This window comes from Sphingobacterium cavernae (genome assembly GCF_008520265.1).
In the GTDB taxonomy this organism is placed as follows: Bacteria; Bacteroidota; Bacteroidia; order Sphingobacteriales; family Sphingobacteriaceae; genus Sphingobacterium; species Sphingobacterium cavernae.
On record NZ_VIQM01000038.1, the window covers coordinates 1 to 17,286 of the forward strand.

Sequence of the window (17,286 nt, forward strand, 5' to 3'; positions counted from 1 at the left end):
AGAAAATATCGGTAACTTTATCGTATGTAATCATGGTCTGGTGTATTGTTAAATATTTGAATTTCAGATACTTAAATATAAACATTTACCACCATGATTGCAATTTTAAATAGAATTAATAATCGAATTCAGGTTAGTAAGATTGTAAAACAAAAATGCTCTCAATTTATAAGAGGCCACTGAAAAAGCCTCAATTTTTTAATGAGTCTTAAAGAAATGACTGAGTACAGGTTTTACCTTACTCGGTCATTTTTGTTTAAAAGATTTCTGGATGTTTATTTTTTTATGGTCTTATTGAAGGTTCAGGCGATTAGGAGTTGCTATTTGAGTTTTTAGCATCGCATTTAGACTGTTTTTAAGGTAATACTCATCTTTTAGATCAATTTCAGGATTCTTTTCAAGTTTACAGTGAAAATGGCCATTGCACCCTGCATTTCCATATTTTGAATTCCGTATGAATCAGCCCTTCCATATCCATGGACATTTTTGAGTTCACTGTTCTTAGCCTCGATTTTATATCTTTCTTTGGATTTACTTCGATAATATTCAGTTTCTTGGAACGCCATCTGATCTTTGTGAAGGTCAGATTTTATAGAGACTGAATAGGTCTTAGTTTTGGCTCCGGGCTTATAACACCCTCCCCTAAATGGACAGGCCTTACATTTCTCGACATCAAAGTAATATTTCTCCGTTTGATTTTTACCTTGTTCCTTTTTTTCCTGACGTGCCTTGCGGATGGCCAAATGTCCTGCGGGACAAACAAACATACCTGCATCTTTATTATAGTCAAATTTTTCTTCATCTTTGCGAAAACCTTGAGTAATAGAGGGATTTAATTTTGCTACGACTTTTATCTGTTGATTATCTGTGTTTTTAAGTTTAAGATTCTCTTTTCCTGAATACGCTGAGTCTCCAATTATAGTATCTACTTGAATGCCGTTTTTTTGACTTATTTCTAATAATTTCGGCAGCTCGGGGCCATCCCCCTTTTCTGCTGAGGTAACAATGGCTGCAGTGATCAGACGTTCTGGTGTCATAGCAATATGGGTCTTGTAACCAAAGAATTTGCTATCAGCTGTCTTATGTCCAATGGTGGCATCTGTATCTTTGAAAAGCGTATGGCGATAGGCCTCATCCGTATCCGTTTCTTTCAGCAGATTTAATTTCTCTTTAACAGCAGGAACATAGCTGAGGGACTGATTTGATTCAATCAATTTTTCTAGTTCTTTACAGTATTGTATTTCTTTTTCTATTTTATCGGTAGTATTCTTTTTAGGCATACGATCTTTCATGGTATCATCAATGCTATACACAGCCTTTCGAAGTAATTTGGACCGCTCTCTTAATACCTCCAAGGCTGAATAGGGGTTCGATCGAGAAAGTGAATGAGTCGCATCGACAATAATTGATTTAGATTTTATTATACCCTTATCTACAGCTATACTTACTGTTTTGTTTATTAACAGATTTAATAAATCTGTATCCTTTAACCGCAATTTGCGAAACTTGGTTAGTGAACTTGAATTAATCACATACTCCTCAGGGGCCATTCCAAGAAAGTATTTAAACGACATATCATATTTGGAACGCTCGACAACATCAACATCAGAAACGGTATAGATTGTTTTTAACAATAGATACTTGAACATCTTGGTGGGGCTCTCGGCTGTACGACCATTAGTGTGACAATACTTCTCCATAAGCTCCTCATAGATAAAACTGAAATCAATGAGATCGTTAATTTTTCGAAGTAGATTGTCTTTGGGAACAATGATATCGTATAATCCTGAATAGGAACTGAACTGTATTGTTTGTTGGGTAGAAAGCATCCTGATTTCCTTAAAGCCTACTTTAAGATACGAAAAAAGGAGTAGAAAATGTTGCTTTCCACTCCTTTTTTTGCCCAATCTAAATACGGACTTTTTCAGTGCCCTCATTTATAATGAGAGCATTTTATGTTTATTTTAAATCTGCTTTAGTCCATTTTTCGCCCGACTTTTTAAACAATAAAATCGTTTCAAAAATATGCTTATCAGTTTTTATTTCTGTAGAAGCTTGAATAACGTAGCTTATGTTTGATTCAGGATGTAATCCTGTTGATTTTACCACGTTTACACTATCCCAACCTTTTTTGGCAATTAATGCCAATTGATATTTTCCATTATCAATAATCGTAGCTTTAAGTCCACCTATTTTTTGTTCTTTCTGTGCTACAGATTTTCCCGAGAATTCTGGCAAGGCATAGTGACCAAAATTTACTTTCTTGCCTTTCGCATTTAATAAGGTATCTCTTCGAACTATACCATTCGCTTGCATTACGTCTGCCAATTTTATTTGCACTATAGTATCTGATGCCCAAATAGCTTTTCGCTTGTAGACATCATCCGAATAATCTTGAAACACATAATAACGGAATGTCTCGTAGGTGTTATCGGGTTTTGAAATGGCATAATTCATCGAAACAGTTCCATCTTTGGAATCCGCTTGCCATGGAAACAAACTACTATAGGATAGTTTGGTGTAATTTTCAGTTCCTTCGTAATAGCCCATCTTCCACGTACCCGCCCATGCTCGGATTTCCGAAGCACCAATATTCGCATAATTAGTGATCAGAACATTTGAACCATCGGAATACTTTTGGACTAATTTTGCCTTTGGAATTTCTTTTTCCCAAGCGCCATTGTTTTCTTTAGCTGTCCAAAAAATATTATCCTTTGGCAATAACAAAGATGTAATAAACACTTTCCCTAACCAAAATACACTCGCTCGACAACTATACTCTTGAACTGCTGGTTCAAAAGGACCATAAAACCCTAGTGTCGGAAGTCCATCTTTCAAAAATTCAGGATGCTGCAGAAATTGCAACAATGTACCTGAAGCAATGCGGCGCATCCATCCAAAATTTACACCTTCCTTATTTTTCAAATGAGCCAATAACGGTAACGGTGAAGAAGCCCCCATACGGTATGCAATACTACGGCCATACATAATCATTTTGCCTTCCTCATCAAACATATAGGGATAAGTATCCGCTAAATCACGTAAGTTCTGCATAAACTGTACTGCATACTGCGGATATTGCTTTTCACCAAACATATCTGACCATAAACCGCCAAACATTTGAAAAGCCCACATGCTGTAATAATCGTAGAAAGGACTATCCGTGTACCAACCTTGACCTTTATAATCTTTCAGTACCTTTTGCAAAAGCTCTTCCAACTTGGCTTCATTAACCTTATACCCCTGATCCTTGAAAAAACTTAAAATAAAAATATTGAAGAATCGCCAATTCATATCAATTGTTGGTCCATCGCCATAGCTTAACATCAGCGCTGCCAATTGATCCTTTTGCGCTTGCGTTAATGGAGCCCACAATACCTCTTGCGCAGCTTTTAATGAAATAGACAAAGCACCGAATTCAACTAATATCTGACTAGGGCCACCATTTTTTGCACGATGAGCTATGTATGTTCGGCTATTGGGATTTGATAATCTAATTATCTGATTTCTGTAATATTCTGCTAATGCGATATTATTAAGCTTTAGATTTGGTTCCTCTTTTAATAAAGGCGAGGCAAGAAATAACGTTCTACACAATCCTTCCAATAATTCTGTAGCATTGTGCTTGCCATCACGTGGATAGCTACGTCCCGGTTGTTTTGGAAAAATAAATGGATCATCTATCGTATTTACATAAGAAAATGCACCATGCAACAAATATTTTGCAGCATCTTTCCAATGCTCCCTATTCATGCCGGTCAACGGACTTAATTGTTTATCTGGATTTTGAATTTCAAAGACAGCTTGTGCTTCTGTATATCTCACACTTAAGCACAACAAAAGACAGATTACGTACTTTAATTTTTTATTTAACATCTATTTATGAATTTTATTTAACCAAACGATACATTTCAGCCGCAGCTAATAAGAAAGCGCCAACACCAAAAGGTGCAGTCGAATTTTGATTCACAATTTGCCCCGGAATAGCTCGTTCGCCAATTGGCTGTACATAACCCAAATGTCCGTTTTGTTGTAAAGCGACATTTGTTAAATAGTTCCAAGATTTTTGTACGGTAGGTAAAAATTCTTTTTTATTTAAGTGTCCGTTATTAATTCCCCACAGTATTCCATACGTAAAGAAAGCCGTTCCACTCGTTTCGGGACCTGGTGCATGGTCTTTATCCAACATGCTACGTGTCCAATAGCCTTCGGGCTGCTGCGAGTTTTTGACAGCCTTTGCCATCTTTACAAACTTATCCTCAAACGAAGCTCTATATTTTGAATTCTTTGGTAAATCTTCCAACACTTTTGCTAGACCAGCTAGTACCCACCCATCACCTCTCGCCCAAAAATCTTTCTTGCCATTTGCCGATTTATGTTTAGGATACACGTACTTAGCATCCCTGTAGTAAAGATTTTCTTCAGCATCAAACATGATGCTGTTTGCGTACTCAAAATAAGTATTCAACTTATCCAAATAAATTTCTTGTCCAGTTATATTGTATAATTTGGTCATAACAGGCATCACCATATAAAGCCCATCGGCCCACCACCAATAATCAGTTTGCGAAGTGCTCATTTGGTATTCCATAACCTCTTTTGCGCGTGCTATTTTATAATCCGCAGGTGCTACATTGTATAAATCGATATAGGTCTGAAAACATATCTGCCAATCACCAAATAACACATAATCATCTTTTTCGCCGTAGCTATATTTCCACTCAGATTTATTGTTGGATTTCGCACCTTTCCATTCATTGTGTTGAGCCCAACGAATTGAATAATCCAAAAAGTTCTTATTCTTGGTAATTTTATAAGCTTCCATATTTCCAGTATGGTAAGCCGCAATATCCCAGAACGCCCACTTTTCAGCTGGATTTTTATCCTGCCAATAGGTATTGGATAGATTGAGAACACGAAGGACTTCTTTTTTCCTCGGAAGTTTTTGAGCTAGAAGAAAGCTCGGTAGAAATAATAACAATAAAAAAAGCTTCAGCTTAGATTTCATAGGTTTTGCTTGATATATAATGACTAGTAAAAAATTGATTCGGACTTATTCTTTCGAATCAATTAAACCATCAAGATACTCATGTTGGCTTGATTATTCAAAAAAAAGCTAAATTTCGAGTACATTTAGCTAAAATATAAGCTTACAACATGAAAATAAACATCCCCAATCCCTGCACAGAAAAATATAATGACATGTCTCCTTCCGAACTTGGAAGAATGTGTAAAGTCTGCAATACAGAAGTCGTTGATTTCACGAGTTGGGAAACTAAGGATATTGTAGCATATATTCAAAAATCTAATCAGAAGGTTTGTGGTAGGTTAAAGTCTACCCAACAAAAAACTAATAACTATTTCACATTTAATAATTGGTTATCTATAACTGCTTCATTTATTCTCTTTACAAACTTTAACACAGCGAAAGCTGTAGAAAAATCATATGTAGATATCGGTATTCAAAATGAAGATACTCTAAATAAAAAATATAAATATATACAAGATACAGTTCTACTTAAGTTTGTTGACTCAGCAAACGTTCCATTATCTAATGTTGTTGTTAAAATTCCGAATACAGGAAAATATTTTTTATCAGATACAAGTGGTATAGTACATTTCCGAATTGAGAACGATAAAAATTATGAATTAATGATTGATTATATTGGGTATAATTCAAAAATAATAAATATAAATTCACAAAACTTTAACAATATTACTAAAATAACACTTGAAGAAAGTGATGATACAATTGGTGAAGTTGTTGTTAAAGCTCAATTTAGTCTCAGAAAAAGAATAAAATTTAAGATAGAAAGATTTTTCAATATCGTTAACGTCAGAGATAACAAGTAAAAAAAGCCTCGACATAACAATTTCGAGGCTATACTTTATTTGATTGCAGTCTTATTAAACTACAATATTAATAATCTTACCTTTTACAAAGATTAACTTCTTAACTGCTTTGCCATCCAAATAACGTTGTACATCTGTATTGGCTAAGACGATTTCTTCTACTGCTTTCGCATCTAAATCTAATGCCAACGGAAGATTCATTTTCATCTTACCATTCACAGATACTGGATACGCAAATTCTGATTCTACCAAATATTCAGGATTGAACTTAGGATATGCAGCGTAAGAAATAGTTCCTGCCTCATTACCCAATAATGCCCAAAGCTCTTCTGTGATATGTGGAGCATAAGGTTCTAATAAAACGATTAAATCCTGAAGGATTTTACGTTTATTACATTTTAAATCCGTCAATTCATTCACACAAATCATAAAGGCAGAAACAGAAGTATTGAACGAGAAACGTTCGATATCATCTTCTACTTTTTTGATGATTTTGTGTAAGGCTTTGTATTCCGCTTTTGTAGGTTCTTCGTCTGATACATTGAAGTTCCCTTCTGCATCATGGAACAAACGCCACACCTTACGTAAGAATTTATATACACCCTCAATACCATTTGTGTTCCAAGGCTTTGACTGTTCCAGAGGACCTAAGAACATTTCGTATAAACGTAGCGTATCCGCACCAAAATTTGCGATAATATCATCCGGATTAACGACGTTGAATTTCGATTTCGACATTTTCTCCACCTCTGTACCACAGATGTATTTACCATCTTCCAACACAAATTCTGCATCCGCAAAATCTGCACGGAATGATTTGAATTTCTCCGTATCCAAAATATCGTTGCTCACGATATTTACGTCCACATGCAATGGAATTGTGTTGTATTGATCTCTTAAACCTAAAGACACAAACTTATTCGTTCCTCTTCCTTCTTCGTCCAACACACGGTACACAAAGTTCGAACGACCTTGAATCATACCTTGGTTAATTAATTTTTTGAAAGGCTCTTCTTCATTGTGAAAACCTAAATCTTTCAAGAATTTGTTCCAGAAGCGTGAGTACAACAAGTGACCTGTAGCGTGCTCAGAACCACCAATATATAAATCCACTGCTTTCCAATAATCAGTAGCCTCTTTAGAAGCAAAACTACCTTCATTTTTAGGATCCATATAGCGGAACCAGTACCATGACGAACCTGCCCAACCTGGCATCGTACTCAATTCGTACTCGTATTGATCTCGGTATTTCCAGTTTTCGGCACGACCTAAAGGTGGCTCACCTGTCTCAGTTGGTAAGTATTTATCCACTTCAGGAAGCAATAACGGTAATTCCTCTTCTTTAATCAAGTATGGCAAACCATTTTTGAAATAAACGGGAACTGGCTCTCCCCAATAACGTTGACGACCAAAGATTGCATCACGCATACGGAAGTTGATTTTTGCTTTACCTAATTTCAACTCTTCTAACTTCGCAATCAAAGCAGGAACAGCTTCTTGGTACTTCATACCATTGATAAAGCCCGAATTGATGTATTTGCCATCTTTATTTGGATCAGCCTCCTCTTCAATATTTTGAGAATCCGAAATCGGAATAATAGGTAAATTAAAGTGTTTTGCAAATACATAATCACGTTGGTCACCTGAAGGAACCGCCATAACAGCACCTGTTCCGTATCCCGCTAGCACGTAATCCGCAATCCAGATTTGAACGTCTTCACCCGTGATTGGATGTTTCGCGTACGAACCGGTGAAAGCACCTGAAACCGTTTTAGTATCCGCCATACGATCCAATTCCGATTTCTTCGATGTTTTATCGATATAAGACTCAACTTCAGCTTTTTGAGCATCCGTAGTTAAAGCAGAAACTAACTCATGTTCTGGCGCTAAAACAATAAATGAAACACCAAAAATAGTATCAACACGAGTCGTGAAAACTTCAATATTAGTATCCAATTGCGGAACTGGAAACTTCACCGACGCACCTACAGATTTACCAATCCAGTTGCGTTGCATCTCAATCAAAGGCTCTGGCCAATCGATAGTATCCAAACCACGCAACAAACGATCAGCATATGCAGAGATACGCATAGACCATTGCATCATTTTCTTTTGTTCTACTGGATAGCCACCACGCTCCGATACCCCATTGATCACCTCATCATTTGCCAACACAGTACCTAATGCTGCACACCAGTTTACCGTAGATTCACGTAGATAAGCTAGTCTATATTTTAAGATTTCTTTTTGTTGTTCTTCTTCCGAAAATGCTTTCCACTCTTCAGCTGTGAATGTCAACACATCTTCATCAGACTCTGCATTAATATTTTGTGAACCAGATGATTCAAACTTCGCGATTAAAGTATCAATTGATTCAGCTTTATCGGCATCTTTGTTGTACCAAGCGTTGAACAATTGCATAAAAATCCATTGCGTCCACTTGTAGTAAGCAGGATCTGAAGTACGCACTTCACGTGACCAATCAAAAGAGAAACCAATATTATCCAATTGCTCACGGTAGCGATTGATGTTTGTTTCTGTTGTAATTGCTGGGTGCTGTCCCGTTTGGATAGCGTATTGTTCCGCAGGAAGACCAAATGAATCATAGCCCATAGGATGCAATACATTGAAACCCTTTAATCTTTTGTAACGTGAAAAAATATCTGAAGCGATGTAACCCAGTGGATGCCCCACGTGCAATCCCGCTCCCGAAGGATACGGGAACATATCTAATACATAATATTTAGGCTTTTCAGTAGACTCAGACGTCTTAAACGTCGCGTGCTCAGCCCAAAACTTTTGCCACTTCTGCTCAATTGATTTATGCGAATAATCCATTTTTAGTACCTTATAAAAGAATTGCGAAATTAGCGATTTTAAGCCAATTTTTGAAGTTTTGTTTTCGTATAACTTATATTTTTAAGATATTAGATATGGATACAGCATTCTGAAAAGTAAATAAATGTTAAATTATAAACACAGAACCGATATAAGTTGATATTTATTCCCATAAATCATCTGAAATGGTTACTTTCGCACTAATAAAAACCAAAGCTTTATGTCAGTGATAGAACAAGGCTCTCCAAGAAAAAAAACAAAATCAGTATATATTTCCACTGTGATTAGTATCGCATTGGTATTACTTATGACAGGTCTTTTAGGTTTAATTTTAGTACATGCTAAGAACCTTTCGAAATATGTAAAAGAAAACATCGTTTTAAATGTCATTGTCAACGATAATGTCAATGAAGGTGATGTACTTTCTTTACAAAAAGATTTAGAAAAAGAAGAGTACGTACTGCGTACAGAATATGTGTCCAAAGAATTAGCAGCGAAAAACCTAAAAGAAGATTTAGGTGAAGACTTCGTCGAGTATTTGGGGTCTAATCCATTGCTACCTTCGATTGATATTTACCTGAAAGAACAATATGCAAATGCAGACAGTATTCAACCTTTTATTGATAAAGTTGCACAGAATAGTCGCGTAAAAGAAATTGTTTACCAAGAATCATTGATCGATATGGTAAACAAAAACATACGAATTATATCAATAGTGGTTTTGGCATTTGCCGTTATCTTGTTAGTTATTGCAGTTGCATTGATAAACAATACCATTCGTTTGGCAATCTATTCGCAACGCTTCTTAATCAAGAGCATGCAATTGATCGGTGCAACCAAAAGCTTTATCCGTAAGCCATATATTATTTATGGAATTATTCACGGTTTAATTGGTGCTTTAATCGCTATTTTATTGTTGATTTTCACCTTACAATTTGCGCAAAAGCAAGTTCCTGAATTAATATTCTTACAGAACTGGGCTCAATTTGTGGCAATTTTTATAGCGGTAGTAGGTTTAGGAATTTTAATATCTGCATTAAGCACCTACTTTGCTGTCACTAAATATTTGAAAGCTAAATCAAATAGCCTTTACAATTAATCAAAAAACAATAGTTAACCAACTCAGATATACACATTATGTCGGAAAATAAAACTATAAACCCGAAAAAGAACACAGGATTTGTATTTCAAAAACTGAACTATCAAATCTTTATCGCTAGTATCATTGTCGTTATCATTGGATTCATTTTGATGATGGGTACAGAAGACATTTACAGTTTCACGAAAATCACTTTAGCACCTTTAGTCGTAGTTTTAGGCTTTGCACTAGGATTCGTTGCTATTTTATACAAACCTAAAAAATAAATTACACCTTACCAATGGATTACATTCAAGCTATAATTATAGCTATCGTAGAAGGACTTACCGAATACTTGCCGATCTCTTCAACAGCACACATGGGTTTCACAGCTGCCTTATTGGGCATGGAAGAAACCGAATACCTTAAAATGTTTCAAGTTTCTATTCAATTTGGTGCTATATTATCGATAGTTGTACTTTATTGGAAAAAATTCTTTGACATCAACAACCTTCAATTATACCTTAAACTAGCAATTGCAGTAATTCCTGCATTGGTATTAGGTAAACTATTTGATGACAAGATAGAAGCTGTATTAGGTAATCAGATTGCTATTTCTTCAGTACTTGTATTGGGTGGCGTTGTTTTATTGTTTGTTGACAAATGGTTTAAGAATCCTGTAATCACGGACGAAAAGGATATTCCAATTAAAAAAGCATTAATCATCGGTTTTTGGCAATGTCTGGCGATGATGCCAGGAACATCTCGCTCCGCTGCATCCATCATTGGTGGGTTGACACAAGGATTAAGTCGTAAAGCGGCTGCAGAATTTTCGTTCTTTTTGGCTGTGCCTACGATGTTAGCTGTAACAGTTTATTCCGTTTTTGTAAAAACTTGGGGTGAAGGCACAGCAAATGCACAAAAAGGATACGAAATGATTTTGGAAAACAACCAAACAATCACAGCATTTGTAATCGGAAATGTGGTTGCTTTTATTGTGGCATTAATAGCTGTTAAAACATTTATTTCGGTATTAACAAAATACGGGTTTAAAGTGTGGGGATGGTACAGAATTATTATTGGAATTGGATTATTAATCTTTTTCTGGCAACAATAATTGGGAGTTAATCTCCAACCTACCTTACGATATTACATTTATTTCGTATTTTTGCATCATCAATCCTTGTATGAATAATTTTTATACAAGGATTGAACACTTATAATGGAAAATACAAACTCTACACATAAATCATTCGCCTTTGCAGAAGGCGAACTTCTTTTAGTCGATAAACCACTTACTTGGACAAGTTTTGATGTCGTTGGCAAATTGCGAAATACGATGAAGCCATTGAAATTGAAAGTTGGTCATGCTGGTACTTTAGACCCATTGGCATCTGGCTTACTAATTGTCTGTACCGGTAAGTTGACGAAGAAAATCGATTCGTTTCAAGCTGAAGACAAGGAGTACACAGGTACAATTACATTGGGGGCTACTACCCCATCTTATGATTTGGAAACAGAAATCGACCAAACCTTTGATACTTCTGCTATCACAGAAGATCAAATCATTGCGACAGCAAAAACTTTTGAAGGCGATATCGAACAATTTCCCCCTGCGCATTCGGCATTAAAAATCAATGGCGAACGTGTTTATGAGAAGGCAAGACGCGGTGAAGATGTAGAGTTAAAAGCTCGTAAAGTAACTGTTACTTCCTTTGAAATTGAAAAAATTGAAATGCCACATGTACATTTCAAAATTAAATGTTCGAAAGGCACTTACATTCGCTCGATAGCCAATGATTTTGGAAAAGCATTGAATAACGGCTCACACTTATCCAGTTTGCGCCGTACGATGAGTGGAGATTTTCATGTTGATAATGCATGGAATCTTGAAGAATTGATTGAAGCAATCAGAGCACATAAAGCTTCCACACTAGAAACTGTATAGTATTATTCGATGAAAATATATAGAAGCTTAGAAGAATTTGAGCCACTAGAAAATGCAATCGTTACCATCGGAACATTTGATGGTGTGCATATCGGTCATCAAAAAATACTTAAAAAATTGGTTGATTGTGCGAAAGATACAGGTGGCGAAACCGTCCTATTGACATTCTTTCCACATCCGCGATTGATTATTAATCCTACGGATGAAAGTCTACGCTTGATTAATGATATTGAAGAAAAAGCGCATCAACTCGCGCTGTGTGGTTTGGATCATTTGATCATAACGCCATTTACCCGAGATTTTTCAAATCTATCCCCTGAAGAATACATTCGAAATGTATTAGTTGAAAAATTAGGTACAAAGACTATAATTATCGGATACGATCATCATTTTGGTAAAGATCGCAAGGGATCAATCAAGGATTTAGTACATTTCTCACACATCTTCGATTTTCAAGTTAAAGAAATCGCAAAGCAAGACATTGAGGACGTGGCTGTTTCTTCCACCCGTGTACGCGAGGCATTGATCAAAGGTGAAATAGATATTGCAAATAAATATTTAGGATATCCTTTTGAGTTGACAGGTACGGTCGAAAAAGGAGATCAGATTGGTCGCCAAATTGGTTTTCCAACAGCGAATCTTCATGTACATGAAGCACACAAATTGATTCCTGCGTACGGTATATACGCCGTTGAGGTGGACATATATCCAAGTGTTCCACAAATTGTATCAGGCGAATACATCGAGAATCCTATTATTAAAAAAGCCATAGGGATGTGTTATATTGGCACTCGACCTACAGTAGATGGCATGAATCGCAAAATTGAGGTTAATCTTTTAGATTTTGATGCAGATTTGTACAGTAGTACAGTCCGCATTCGTTTCAAAAAATTTATTCGTGGTGATGAAAGATATGATACATTAGAAGAACTTCAACAGCAAATAAAAATTGACGAGAAACAAATCAGAGCATACTTTGAAAGTACAGCTTCAAAATAAAAACAGAAAAGCCTTAATCTCACGATTAAGGCTTTTTAACTAACCAACTAATAAACTATATTAACCTACTCTACGATCACGTTCTACTTTTTTACCTTCTATTCTACGTTTTGAATCGCCACGACGCTCAAAATTTTTCTTACGATCCTCACCTCTTTTGAAAGAGTGATCTCCACGTTTTGCAAACTTCTCTTTCCAAATTTCCTTTTGCTCAGGCGTCAAGATTTTTTCAAATTTTTCACGTTGAGCTAAACGTTCTTTACGAGCTTGTTCGCGCTCTTTTTGTCTTATTTCGTGCTGTTTTTTAAATTTATTTGCCTGATCCAATTGCAACTTGTAAATATCATTACGTTGCTTTGATGTCAAACTAAGTTCCTTTTCAAGCTTTTCTGTACGCTTTTCAGCAATTTGTTCTGGGCTTAATTTAACCATATCTTTGCGTACATATTCCTTACGTACATAAGATTTTTTATCAGAATTAGGTTTCTTTATACCCTCTTGAGCTAGAGCTCCAAAACTAATACCTGATAATACTATTGCTAATGATAAAAACTTTTTCATTTTATTGTTCTCCCTTCTTTTCAATTATAAACTTTATACTACAATAGATGCGAAAACAATCAAATTGTTTAATTTGAGTTTAGTTAAAAATTGTTAAGAAGAAAAAAGGGAAATTTTGGGATGGTCTATAAACAAAAAATGCTTTCATCTCGAAAAGCACATCATTTTAATTTTTAACTTTCATCAGAAAGTTAACTTCTTGTTAACGTTTCTGACTTTTTGTTTGTTCTGTTTTGGTTGGTTGTTCTACGAATCCCCAGTTAGTCACATAGTACATATACGGGCTTCTTGTCAATAAAGATTTTTTTTCTTTTTGTTTTCTTATCATATTTTACCTTTCTTTTAATCATTTGTTGTATAAACAACAATAACCGAGCCAAACATGTTTTACTGACACAAGCAGCTATTTCTAGCCTGTTGCAACAAAATAAATAACCAAAATGGCTAATATACTAAGTACTAAAAAAAATATTTTCCAAAAACTATACGGGCGATCGCCATATACTCTACCCGAAAAAGCATTAATCAACACACTATAAGTTTTGTTTTTATATTGATAAGAAGACATATACAAAGGCAACAAGATATAACGCAAAGTTACATCACTAATTTCTGTCTCGTAATCTCCAATACGCTGTTCGTCACCTCCTATATCACGACGAATCCAAAATTGTACTTCACTATCAATTACCTCTTGCGCTCGTTCAAAACCATAGTAATGGTCTTTTTGGAATGTTTGCGCAAGAAAACCACTTAAATATTGTTCATCAAAGGGAACAAGCTTCTCTAAATTCCATGAATTGACTTTATCCGAATTTGCTTGTGTAAGAGAAGTCGAGGCGCAAATAAGAATATCATTCAATTGCCCCGACACTGTACCGGATGCATAACTCCATCTCGTCTTTCGATCTTGAACGGTACGCGATTTTCCATTTCCATCACGAACTGTTCTATTTACATAGTAATAATCCCCTCGCTCCCCTTCATAATCCGACGCTACATACGCATTATAACTCCAATACGGTATATACACTCCTTTCAAGCCATTGACAGAATGTGCGTCCAAAACATACTTCAAATCATTGGGTGCAAACCAAAGTGTCTTTCCCCAGTTTTTGAGATTAGTTAAAGCCAATTTGTAATCAATTCCAAAGGGCAATACTGCATTTGGTCGAATGACACGTTCGGTATGGTGATCAATTACCAACGGAGAGGCACAAAATGGACAGTTTGTCGAGACAATGTGCGCATCCAGCGTTGTATTAGCACCACAATTGCTACAACTCGCAACTTCGGCTTCTTGATGTAATACCTCATCTTGCTTATCCGCAATACTTGCTGAATAATCATCAATCGGTATAGGTGTCAAATCCACGGTAAGTTGTGCTGCATCATATTTTGGGATCTCATTTTTTTGACCACAATATGTACACAACAAAAAAGATGTGCCTGGCAAATAATGTAATGGTGCAGCACAGCCCGCACATCGTAAATTTTTCTTTACTTCTGTTGTTTTATCTTCGAAAGACATAAAATTCCAAACGTATTAAGCTCCTGGTATTGGAGGTGGTGTATTTTGGAATAAAGAAGCTAGTTCTGCATTTTCTCCAGCTTTTTCCCAAGCCGCTAAGCCAGCATACCAAACCAAAGTCTCTTTTTGAATTGCGCCAGAAGTAACTAACCTTTGTACTTCACTTGATGACACTGGACCTTGTTGCTGACCCTGAGACACATAGAAAATACTTTTTTGCTGTTGCTCTGGAAGAGGTGGAGGTACAGCTGCTCCAGACTGCTGAGGGGAGGTATTTCCTTCAAATTTACGTTCTTGAAAAACATTGCCCATTTGTCCCATCATGCCCATACCAAGCCCTGCTCCCATTCCAGCGCCCATGATGCCACCGCCATTTGGATTTTCGGCAGCTTTCTCCATAGAGTTTGCTGCTTGGAATTGAGCAAAAGCCCCCATATCACCAACTATGCCCATGCTACTTCGCTTATCCAAAATTTTCTCAACTTCTTCTGGTAAGGAAATATTCTCAATCAAAAATTTGTTTAGGTTTAAGCCAATTTCATTAAACTCTGGACTAATCTTATCCTGAATAACTTTAGAAACTTCGTCGTAGTTGGAAGCTAAATCCAAAACTGGAATTTTCGATTCTGCAATAGCATCCATACCGCGTGCAACAGCCAGATTACGCAATTGTTCATTGATATGATCTACGGAGAAATCCGGATTTGTAGCAGCTATTTCTTTTAGAAATATTGCTGGATCTTTTACACTAAATGCATAATTTCCAAATGCACGTAAACGAACTGGTCCAAACTCTGCATCTCGCAACATAATTGGGTTTTTCGTTCCCCATTTTTGATTTGTAAACTGACGTAAACTCACGAAGAATACATCAGCTTTAAAAGGACTATTAAAACCATATTTCCATCCTCTTAAGGTGGTCATAATAGGCATATTTTGCGTATTGAGTTCGTATCTACCCGCAGTAAATACATCAGCGATTACGCCTTCATTCATAAATACAGCAGCTTGACCTTCACGTACAGTCAGCTGTGCACCCATTTTTATTTCATTTTGATATCTCGGGAATTTCCAAACGATAGTATCTTGGGTATTGTCAACCCATTCAATTATATCAATAAACTCATTGCGTAATTTGTTAAATAAGCTCATTTCTTTTTTCATTTAAGTTTATAACAACTTAAATATAAGAAAATGATTAACATAATAGATTAGTGATAAACAAAAAAAGCTCAACTTCAAATTGAAGTTGAGCTTTTTATTTAGAGCCTCTTATCGGAATCGAACCAATGACCTACTGATTACAAGTCAGTTGCTCTACCAGCTGAGCTAAAGAGGCTTTTGGAGTGGAGGGAGAAGGATTCGAACCTTCGAAGCCGAAGCAACGGATTTACAGTCCGTCCCATTTGACCGCTCTGGAACCCCTCCAGACCTGTGAATTCTCACATTTGAGCCTCCTATCGGAATCGAACCAATGACCTACTGATTACAAGTCAGTTGCTCTACCAGCTGAGCTAAGGAGGCGTACTGTTTAAGAACGTGCTGCAAATATCTAAACTTGAAATCAATATTCCAAACATTTAGAACCTTAAATCTTCAGCTAAACAGTAATAAACTGAATATCAAATCAATTTTTTTATAATAATTTAAGATATTATTGACCAAAACTCACTTTTACAGTGATATTGGCAGTCTTTGCGCGAGAAGTCGTATTAAATACACCGCCGTAAGAAAAGTCTTCGTTGTTATTTTGACCTGTAATTTGAAAAACACCTAGATCCGCTTTCAACAATGATCCTAGACTACTTCCCGACTCTTTCGCGATATTCTCTGCTCTAGATTTTGCATTTTGTGAAGCTTCAGCAATCAATGCCAATTTCAAATCCTCCAATTTGGAATAATAGTAATTTGGAGCATTAGATGCGAGCTCCACGCCTTGAGAAATTAGTCCTGAAATTTCGCGTGATGCATTATCTACTTTGTCCAAATCTCGAGATTCTACACTTACAGTCTGGTTCAAACTGTAACCTGTAAATGTATTAAAACTATTTCCGCGTTCATCAGTATGGTAACTAAAATCACGTATAATATTCACCGCATCAAATAGAATTTCACTTTCTTTTATGCCTTTTTGCACTAAAAAATTTTTGACCAAATCTCGGTCTTGACGCAATTGTTCTGAAGCTTCACTCAGATTCATTGACTTGCGGCTATAAGAAGCCGACCACTTCACAATATCAGACTCAAAATCCTTTTTGGCATTGCCGGTTACATTGATGGAATTGTTTACCTTGAATTTATATTTGTAGGCATTCCCCAAAATAAAAGCTGCCGCTATCACTGCAACAGCAGCTATGATACTTACGATTACGGTTGTAGATTTCATAATTATATTTTCAATTTATGATATAACGTATACATTGTAATTAACGTGCCAAAATTGTTGCAAAAAGATAATTGTAGAATGTCTACTTTTAT

General features: G+C 36.0%; 15 protein-coding genes and 3 tRNA genes. 6 read left to right on the forward strand and 12 right to left on the reverse strand.

Translation table 11 applies throughout. From position 1 onward, the window contains the following. Positions 1–374: 374 nt before the first annotated feature. From FLS47_RS07225 to FLS47_RS07235, 3 genes are all read right to left on the reverse strand, one after another. Positions 375–1,829, reverse strand: a complete 1,455-nt coding sequence (locus FLS47_RS07225; protein ID WP_149913741.1) for an IS1182 family transposase — start codon at positions 1,827–1,829, stop codon at positions 375–377. A gap of 130 nt (positions 1,830–1,959) precedes the next feature. Further along, entirely contained in the window at positions 1,960–3,825 is a 1,866-nt protein-coding gene (locus tag FLS47_RS07230) for a DUF2264 domain-containing protein (protein WP_223225172.1), read from the reverse strand. Positions 3,826–3,889: 64 nt separating this feature from the next. Beyond that, entirely contained in the window at positions 3,890–5,008 is a 1,119-nt protein-coding gene (locus FLS47_RS07235) for a glycoside hydrolase family 88/105 protein (RefSeq protein ID WP_149913705.1), read from the reverse strand. Between the two features lie 149 nt (positions 5,009–5,157). Here FLS47_RS07235 and FLS47_RS07240 point away from each other — a divergent pair, with 149 nt between their 5' ends. Beyond that, positions 5,158–5,853, forward strand: a complete 696-nt coding sequence (locus FLS47_RS07240) for a carboxypeptidase-like regulatory domain-containing protein (RefSeq protein WP_149913706.1) — start codon at positions 5,158–5,160, stop codon at positions 5,851–5,853. Between the two features lie 54 nt (positions 5,854–5,907). Here the strand turns inward: FLS47_RS07240 and leuS are convergent, their stop codons facing one another. Further along, positions 5,908–8,691 carry a leucine--tRNA ligase gene (gene leuS / locus FLS47_RS07245; RefSeq protein ID WP_149913707.1) on the reverse strand — a complete coding sequence of 928 codons (2,784 nt, stop codon included), beginning with the start codon at positions 8,689–8,691 and terminating at the stop codon, positions 5,908–5,910. Between the two features lie 220 nt (positions 8,692–8,911). On the opposite strand from leuS, the gene FLS47_RS07250 reads away from it, so the two are divergent. The 5 genes from FLS47_RS07250 to FLS47_RS07270 all read left to right on the forward strand — a co-directional run bounded on the left by FLS47_RS07250 (position 8,912) and on the right by FLS47_RS07270 (position 12,716). Then, on the forward strand, positions 8,912–9,790 hold the full coding sequence (locus tag FLS47_RS07250; protein WP_149913708.1) for a cell division protein FtsX: 879 nt from the start codon (positions 8,912–8,914) through the stop codon (positions 9,788–9,790). Positions 9,791–9,828: 38 nt separating this feature from the next. Beyond that, positions 9,829–10,056, forward strand: coding sequence for a DUF3098 domain-containing protein (locus FLS47_RS07255; protein ID WP_149913709.1), 228 nt, complete (start codon positions 9,829–9,831; stop codon positions 10,054–10,056). 14 nt (positions 10,057–10,070) lie between these two features. Beyond that, positions 10,071–10,886, forward strand: coding sequence for an undecaprenyl-diphosphate phosphatase (locus FLS47_RS07260; RefSeq protein WP_149913710.1), 816 nt, complete (start codon positions 10,071–10,073; stop codon positions 10,884–10,886). Between the two features lie 105 nt (positions 10,887–10,991). Beyond that, a complete protein-coding gene (gene truB, locus FLS47_RS07265) occupies positions 10,992–11,717 on the forward strand; it encodes a tRNA pseudouridine(55) synthase TruB (protein ID WP_149913711.1) in 726 nt (241 codons plus the stop codon). A gap of 9 nt (positions 11,718–11,726) precedes the next feature. After that, on the forward strand, positions 11,727–12,716 hold the full coding sequence (locus FLS47_RS07270; RefSeq protein ID WP_149913712.1) for a bifunctional riboflavin kinase/FAD synthetase: 990 nt from the start codon (positions 11,727–11,729) through the stop codon (positions 12,714–12,716). A gap of 60 nt (positions 12,717–12,776) precedes the next feature. On the opposite strand, the gene FLS47_RS07275 is transcribed toward FLS47_RS07270, so the two are convergent. The 8 genes from FLS47_RS07275 to FLS47_RS07305 form a co-directional block, all read right to left on the reverse strand. Next, complete coding sequence (locus tag FLS47_RS07275; RefSeq protein ID WP_149913713.1) at positions 12,777–13,277, reverse strand: hypothetical protein; 501 nt, start codon at positions 13,275–13,277, stop codon at positions 12,777–12,779. A 202-nt stretch (positions 13,278–13,479) separates the two neighbouring features. Beyond that, positions 13,480–13,605 (reverse strand): hypothetical protein, encoded by a 126-nt coding sequence (locus FLS47_RS18770; RefSeq protein ID WP_262713861.1) that lies wholly within the window; start codon positions 13,603–13,605, stop codon positions 13,480–13,482. Positions 13,606–13,686: 81 nt separating this feature from the next. Continuing rightward, positions 13,687–14,808, reverse strand: coding sequence for a zinc finger domain-containing protein (locus tag FLS47_RS07280; RefSeq protein WP_149913714.1), 1,122 nt, complete (start codon positions 14,806–14,808; stop codon positions 13,687–13,689). A gap of 15 nt (positions 14,809–14,823) precedes the next feature. After that, positions 14,824–15,960, reverse strand: coding sequence for an SPFH domain-containing protein (locus FLS47_RS07285; protein ID WP_149913742.1), 1,137 nt, complete (start codon positions 15,958–15,960; stop codon positions 14,824–14,826). A gap of 114 nt (positions 15,961–16,074) precedes the next feature. Beyond that, a tRNA-Thr gene (locus tag FLS47_RS07290) sits at positions 16,075–16,147 on the reverse strand. Between the two features lie 8 nt (positions 16,148–16,155). Continuing rightward, positions 16,156–16,236: transfer RNA gene (locus FLS47_RS07295), tRNA-Tyr, on the reverse strand. Between the two features lie 23 nt (positions 16,237–16,259). Beyond that, positions 16,260–16,332: transfer RNA gene (locus FLS47_RS07300), tRNA-Thr, on the reverse strand. Between the two features lie 130 nt (positions 16,333–16,462). Next, the gene (locus FLS47_RS07305; protein ID WP_149913715.1) at positions 16,463–17,194 is read right to left on the reverse strand and encodes an SIMPL domain-containing protein; all 732 of its coding nucleotides are present in this window, start codon (positions 17,192–17,194) and stop codon (positions 16,463–16,465) included. Between the last annotated feature and the right edge of the window lie 92 nt (positions 17,195–17,286).

Bases quoted from the DNA above. Each gene is read 5' to 3' on its own strand.
- FLS47_RS07225 (WP_149913741.1), bottom strand. From the start codon at position 1,829: ATGCTTTCTACCCAACAAACAATACAGTTCAGTTCCTATTCAGGATTA.
- FLS47_RS07235 (WP_149913705.1), bottom strand. From the start codon at position 5,008: ATGAAATCTAAGCTGAAGCTTTTTTTATTGTTATTATTTCTACCGAGC.
- FLS47_RS07240 (WP_149913706.1), top strand. From the start codon at position 5,158: ATGAAAATAAACATCCCCAATCCCTGCACAGAAAAATATAATGACATG.
- leuS (WP_149913707.1), bottom strand. From the start codon at position 8,691: ATGGATTATTCGCATAAATCAATTGAGCAGAAGTGGCAAAAGTTTTGG.
- FLS47_RS07250 (WP_149913708.1), top strand. From the start codon at position 8,912: ATGTCAGTGATAGAACAAGGCTCTCCAAGAAAAAAAACAAAATCAGTA.
- FLS47_RS07255 (WP_149913709.1), top strand. From the start codon at position 9,829: ATGTCGGAAAATAAAACTATAAACCCGAAAAAGAACACAGGATTTGTA.
- FLS47_RS07260 (WP_149913710.1), top strand. From the start codon at position 10,071: ATGGATTACATTCAAGCTATAATTATAGCTATCGTAGAAGGACTTACC.
- truB (WP_149913711.1), top strand. From the start codon at position 10,992: ATGGAAAATACAAACTCTACACATAAATCATTCGCCTTTGCAGAAGGC.
- FLS47_RS07270 (WP_149913712.1), top strand. From the start codon at position 11,727: ATGAAAATATATAGAAGCTTAGAAGAATTTGAGCCACTAGAAAATGCA.
- FLS47_RS07275 (WP_149913713.1), bottom strand. From the start codon at position 13,277: ATGAAAAAGTTTTTATCATTAGCAATAGTATTATCAGGTATTAGTTTT.
- FLS47_RS18770 (WP_262713861.1), bottom strand. From the start codon at position 13,605: ATGATAAGAAAACAAAAAGAAAAAAAATCTTTATTGACAAGAAGCCCG.
- FLS47_RS07280 (WP_149913714.1), bottom strand. From the start codon at position 14,808: ATGTCTTTCGAAGATAAAACAACAGAAGTAAAGAAAAATTTACGATGT.
- FLS47_RS07285 (WP_149913742.1), bottom strand. From the start codon at position 15,960: ATGAGCTTATTTAACAAATTACGCAATGAGTTTATTGATATAATTGAA.
- FLS47_RS07305 (WP_149913715.1), bottom strand. From the start codon at position 17,194: ATGAAATCTACAACCGTAATCGTAAGTATCATAGCTGCTGTTGCAGTG.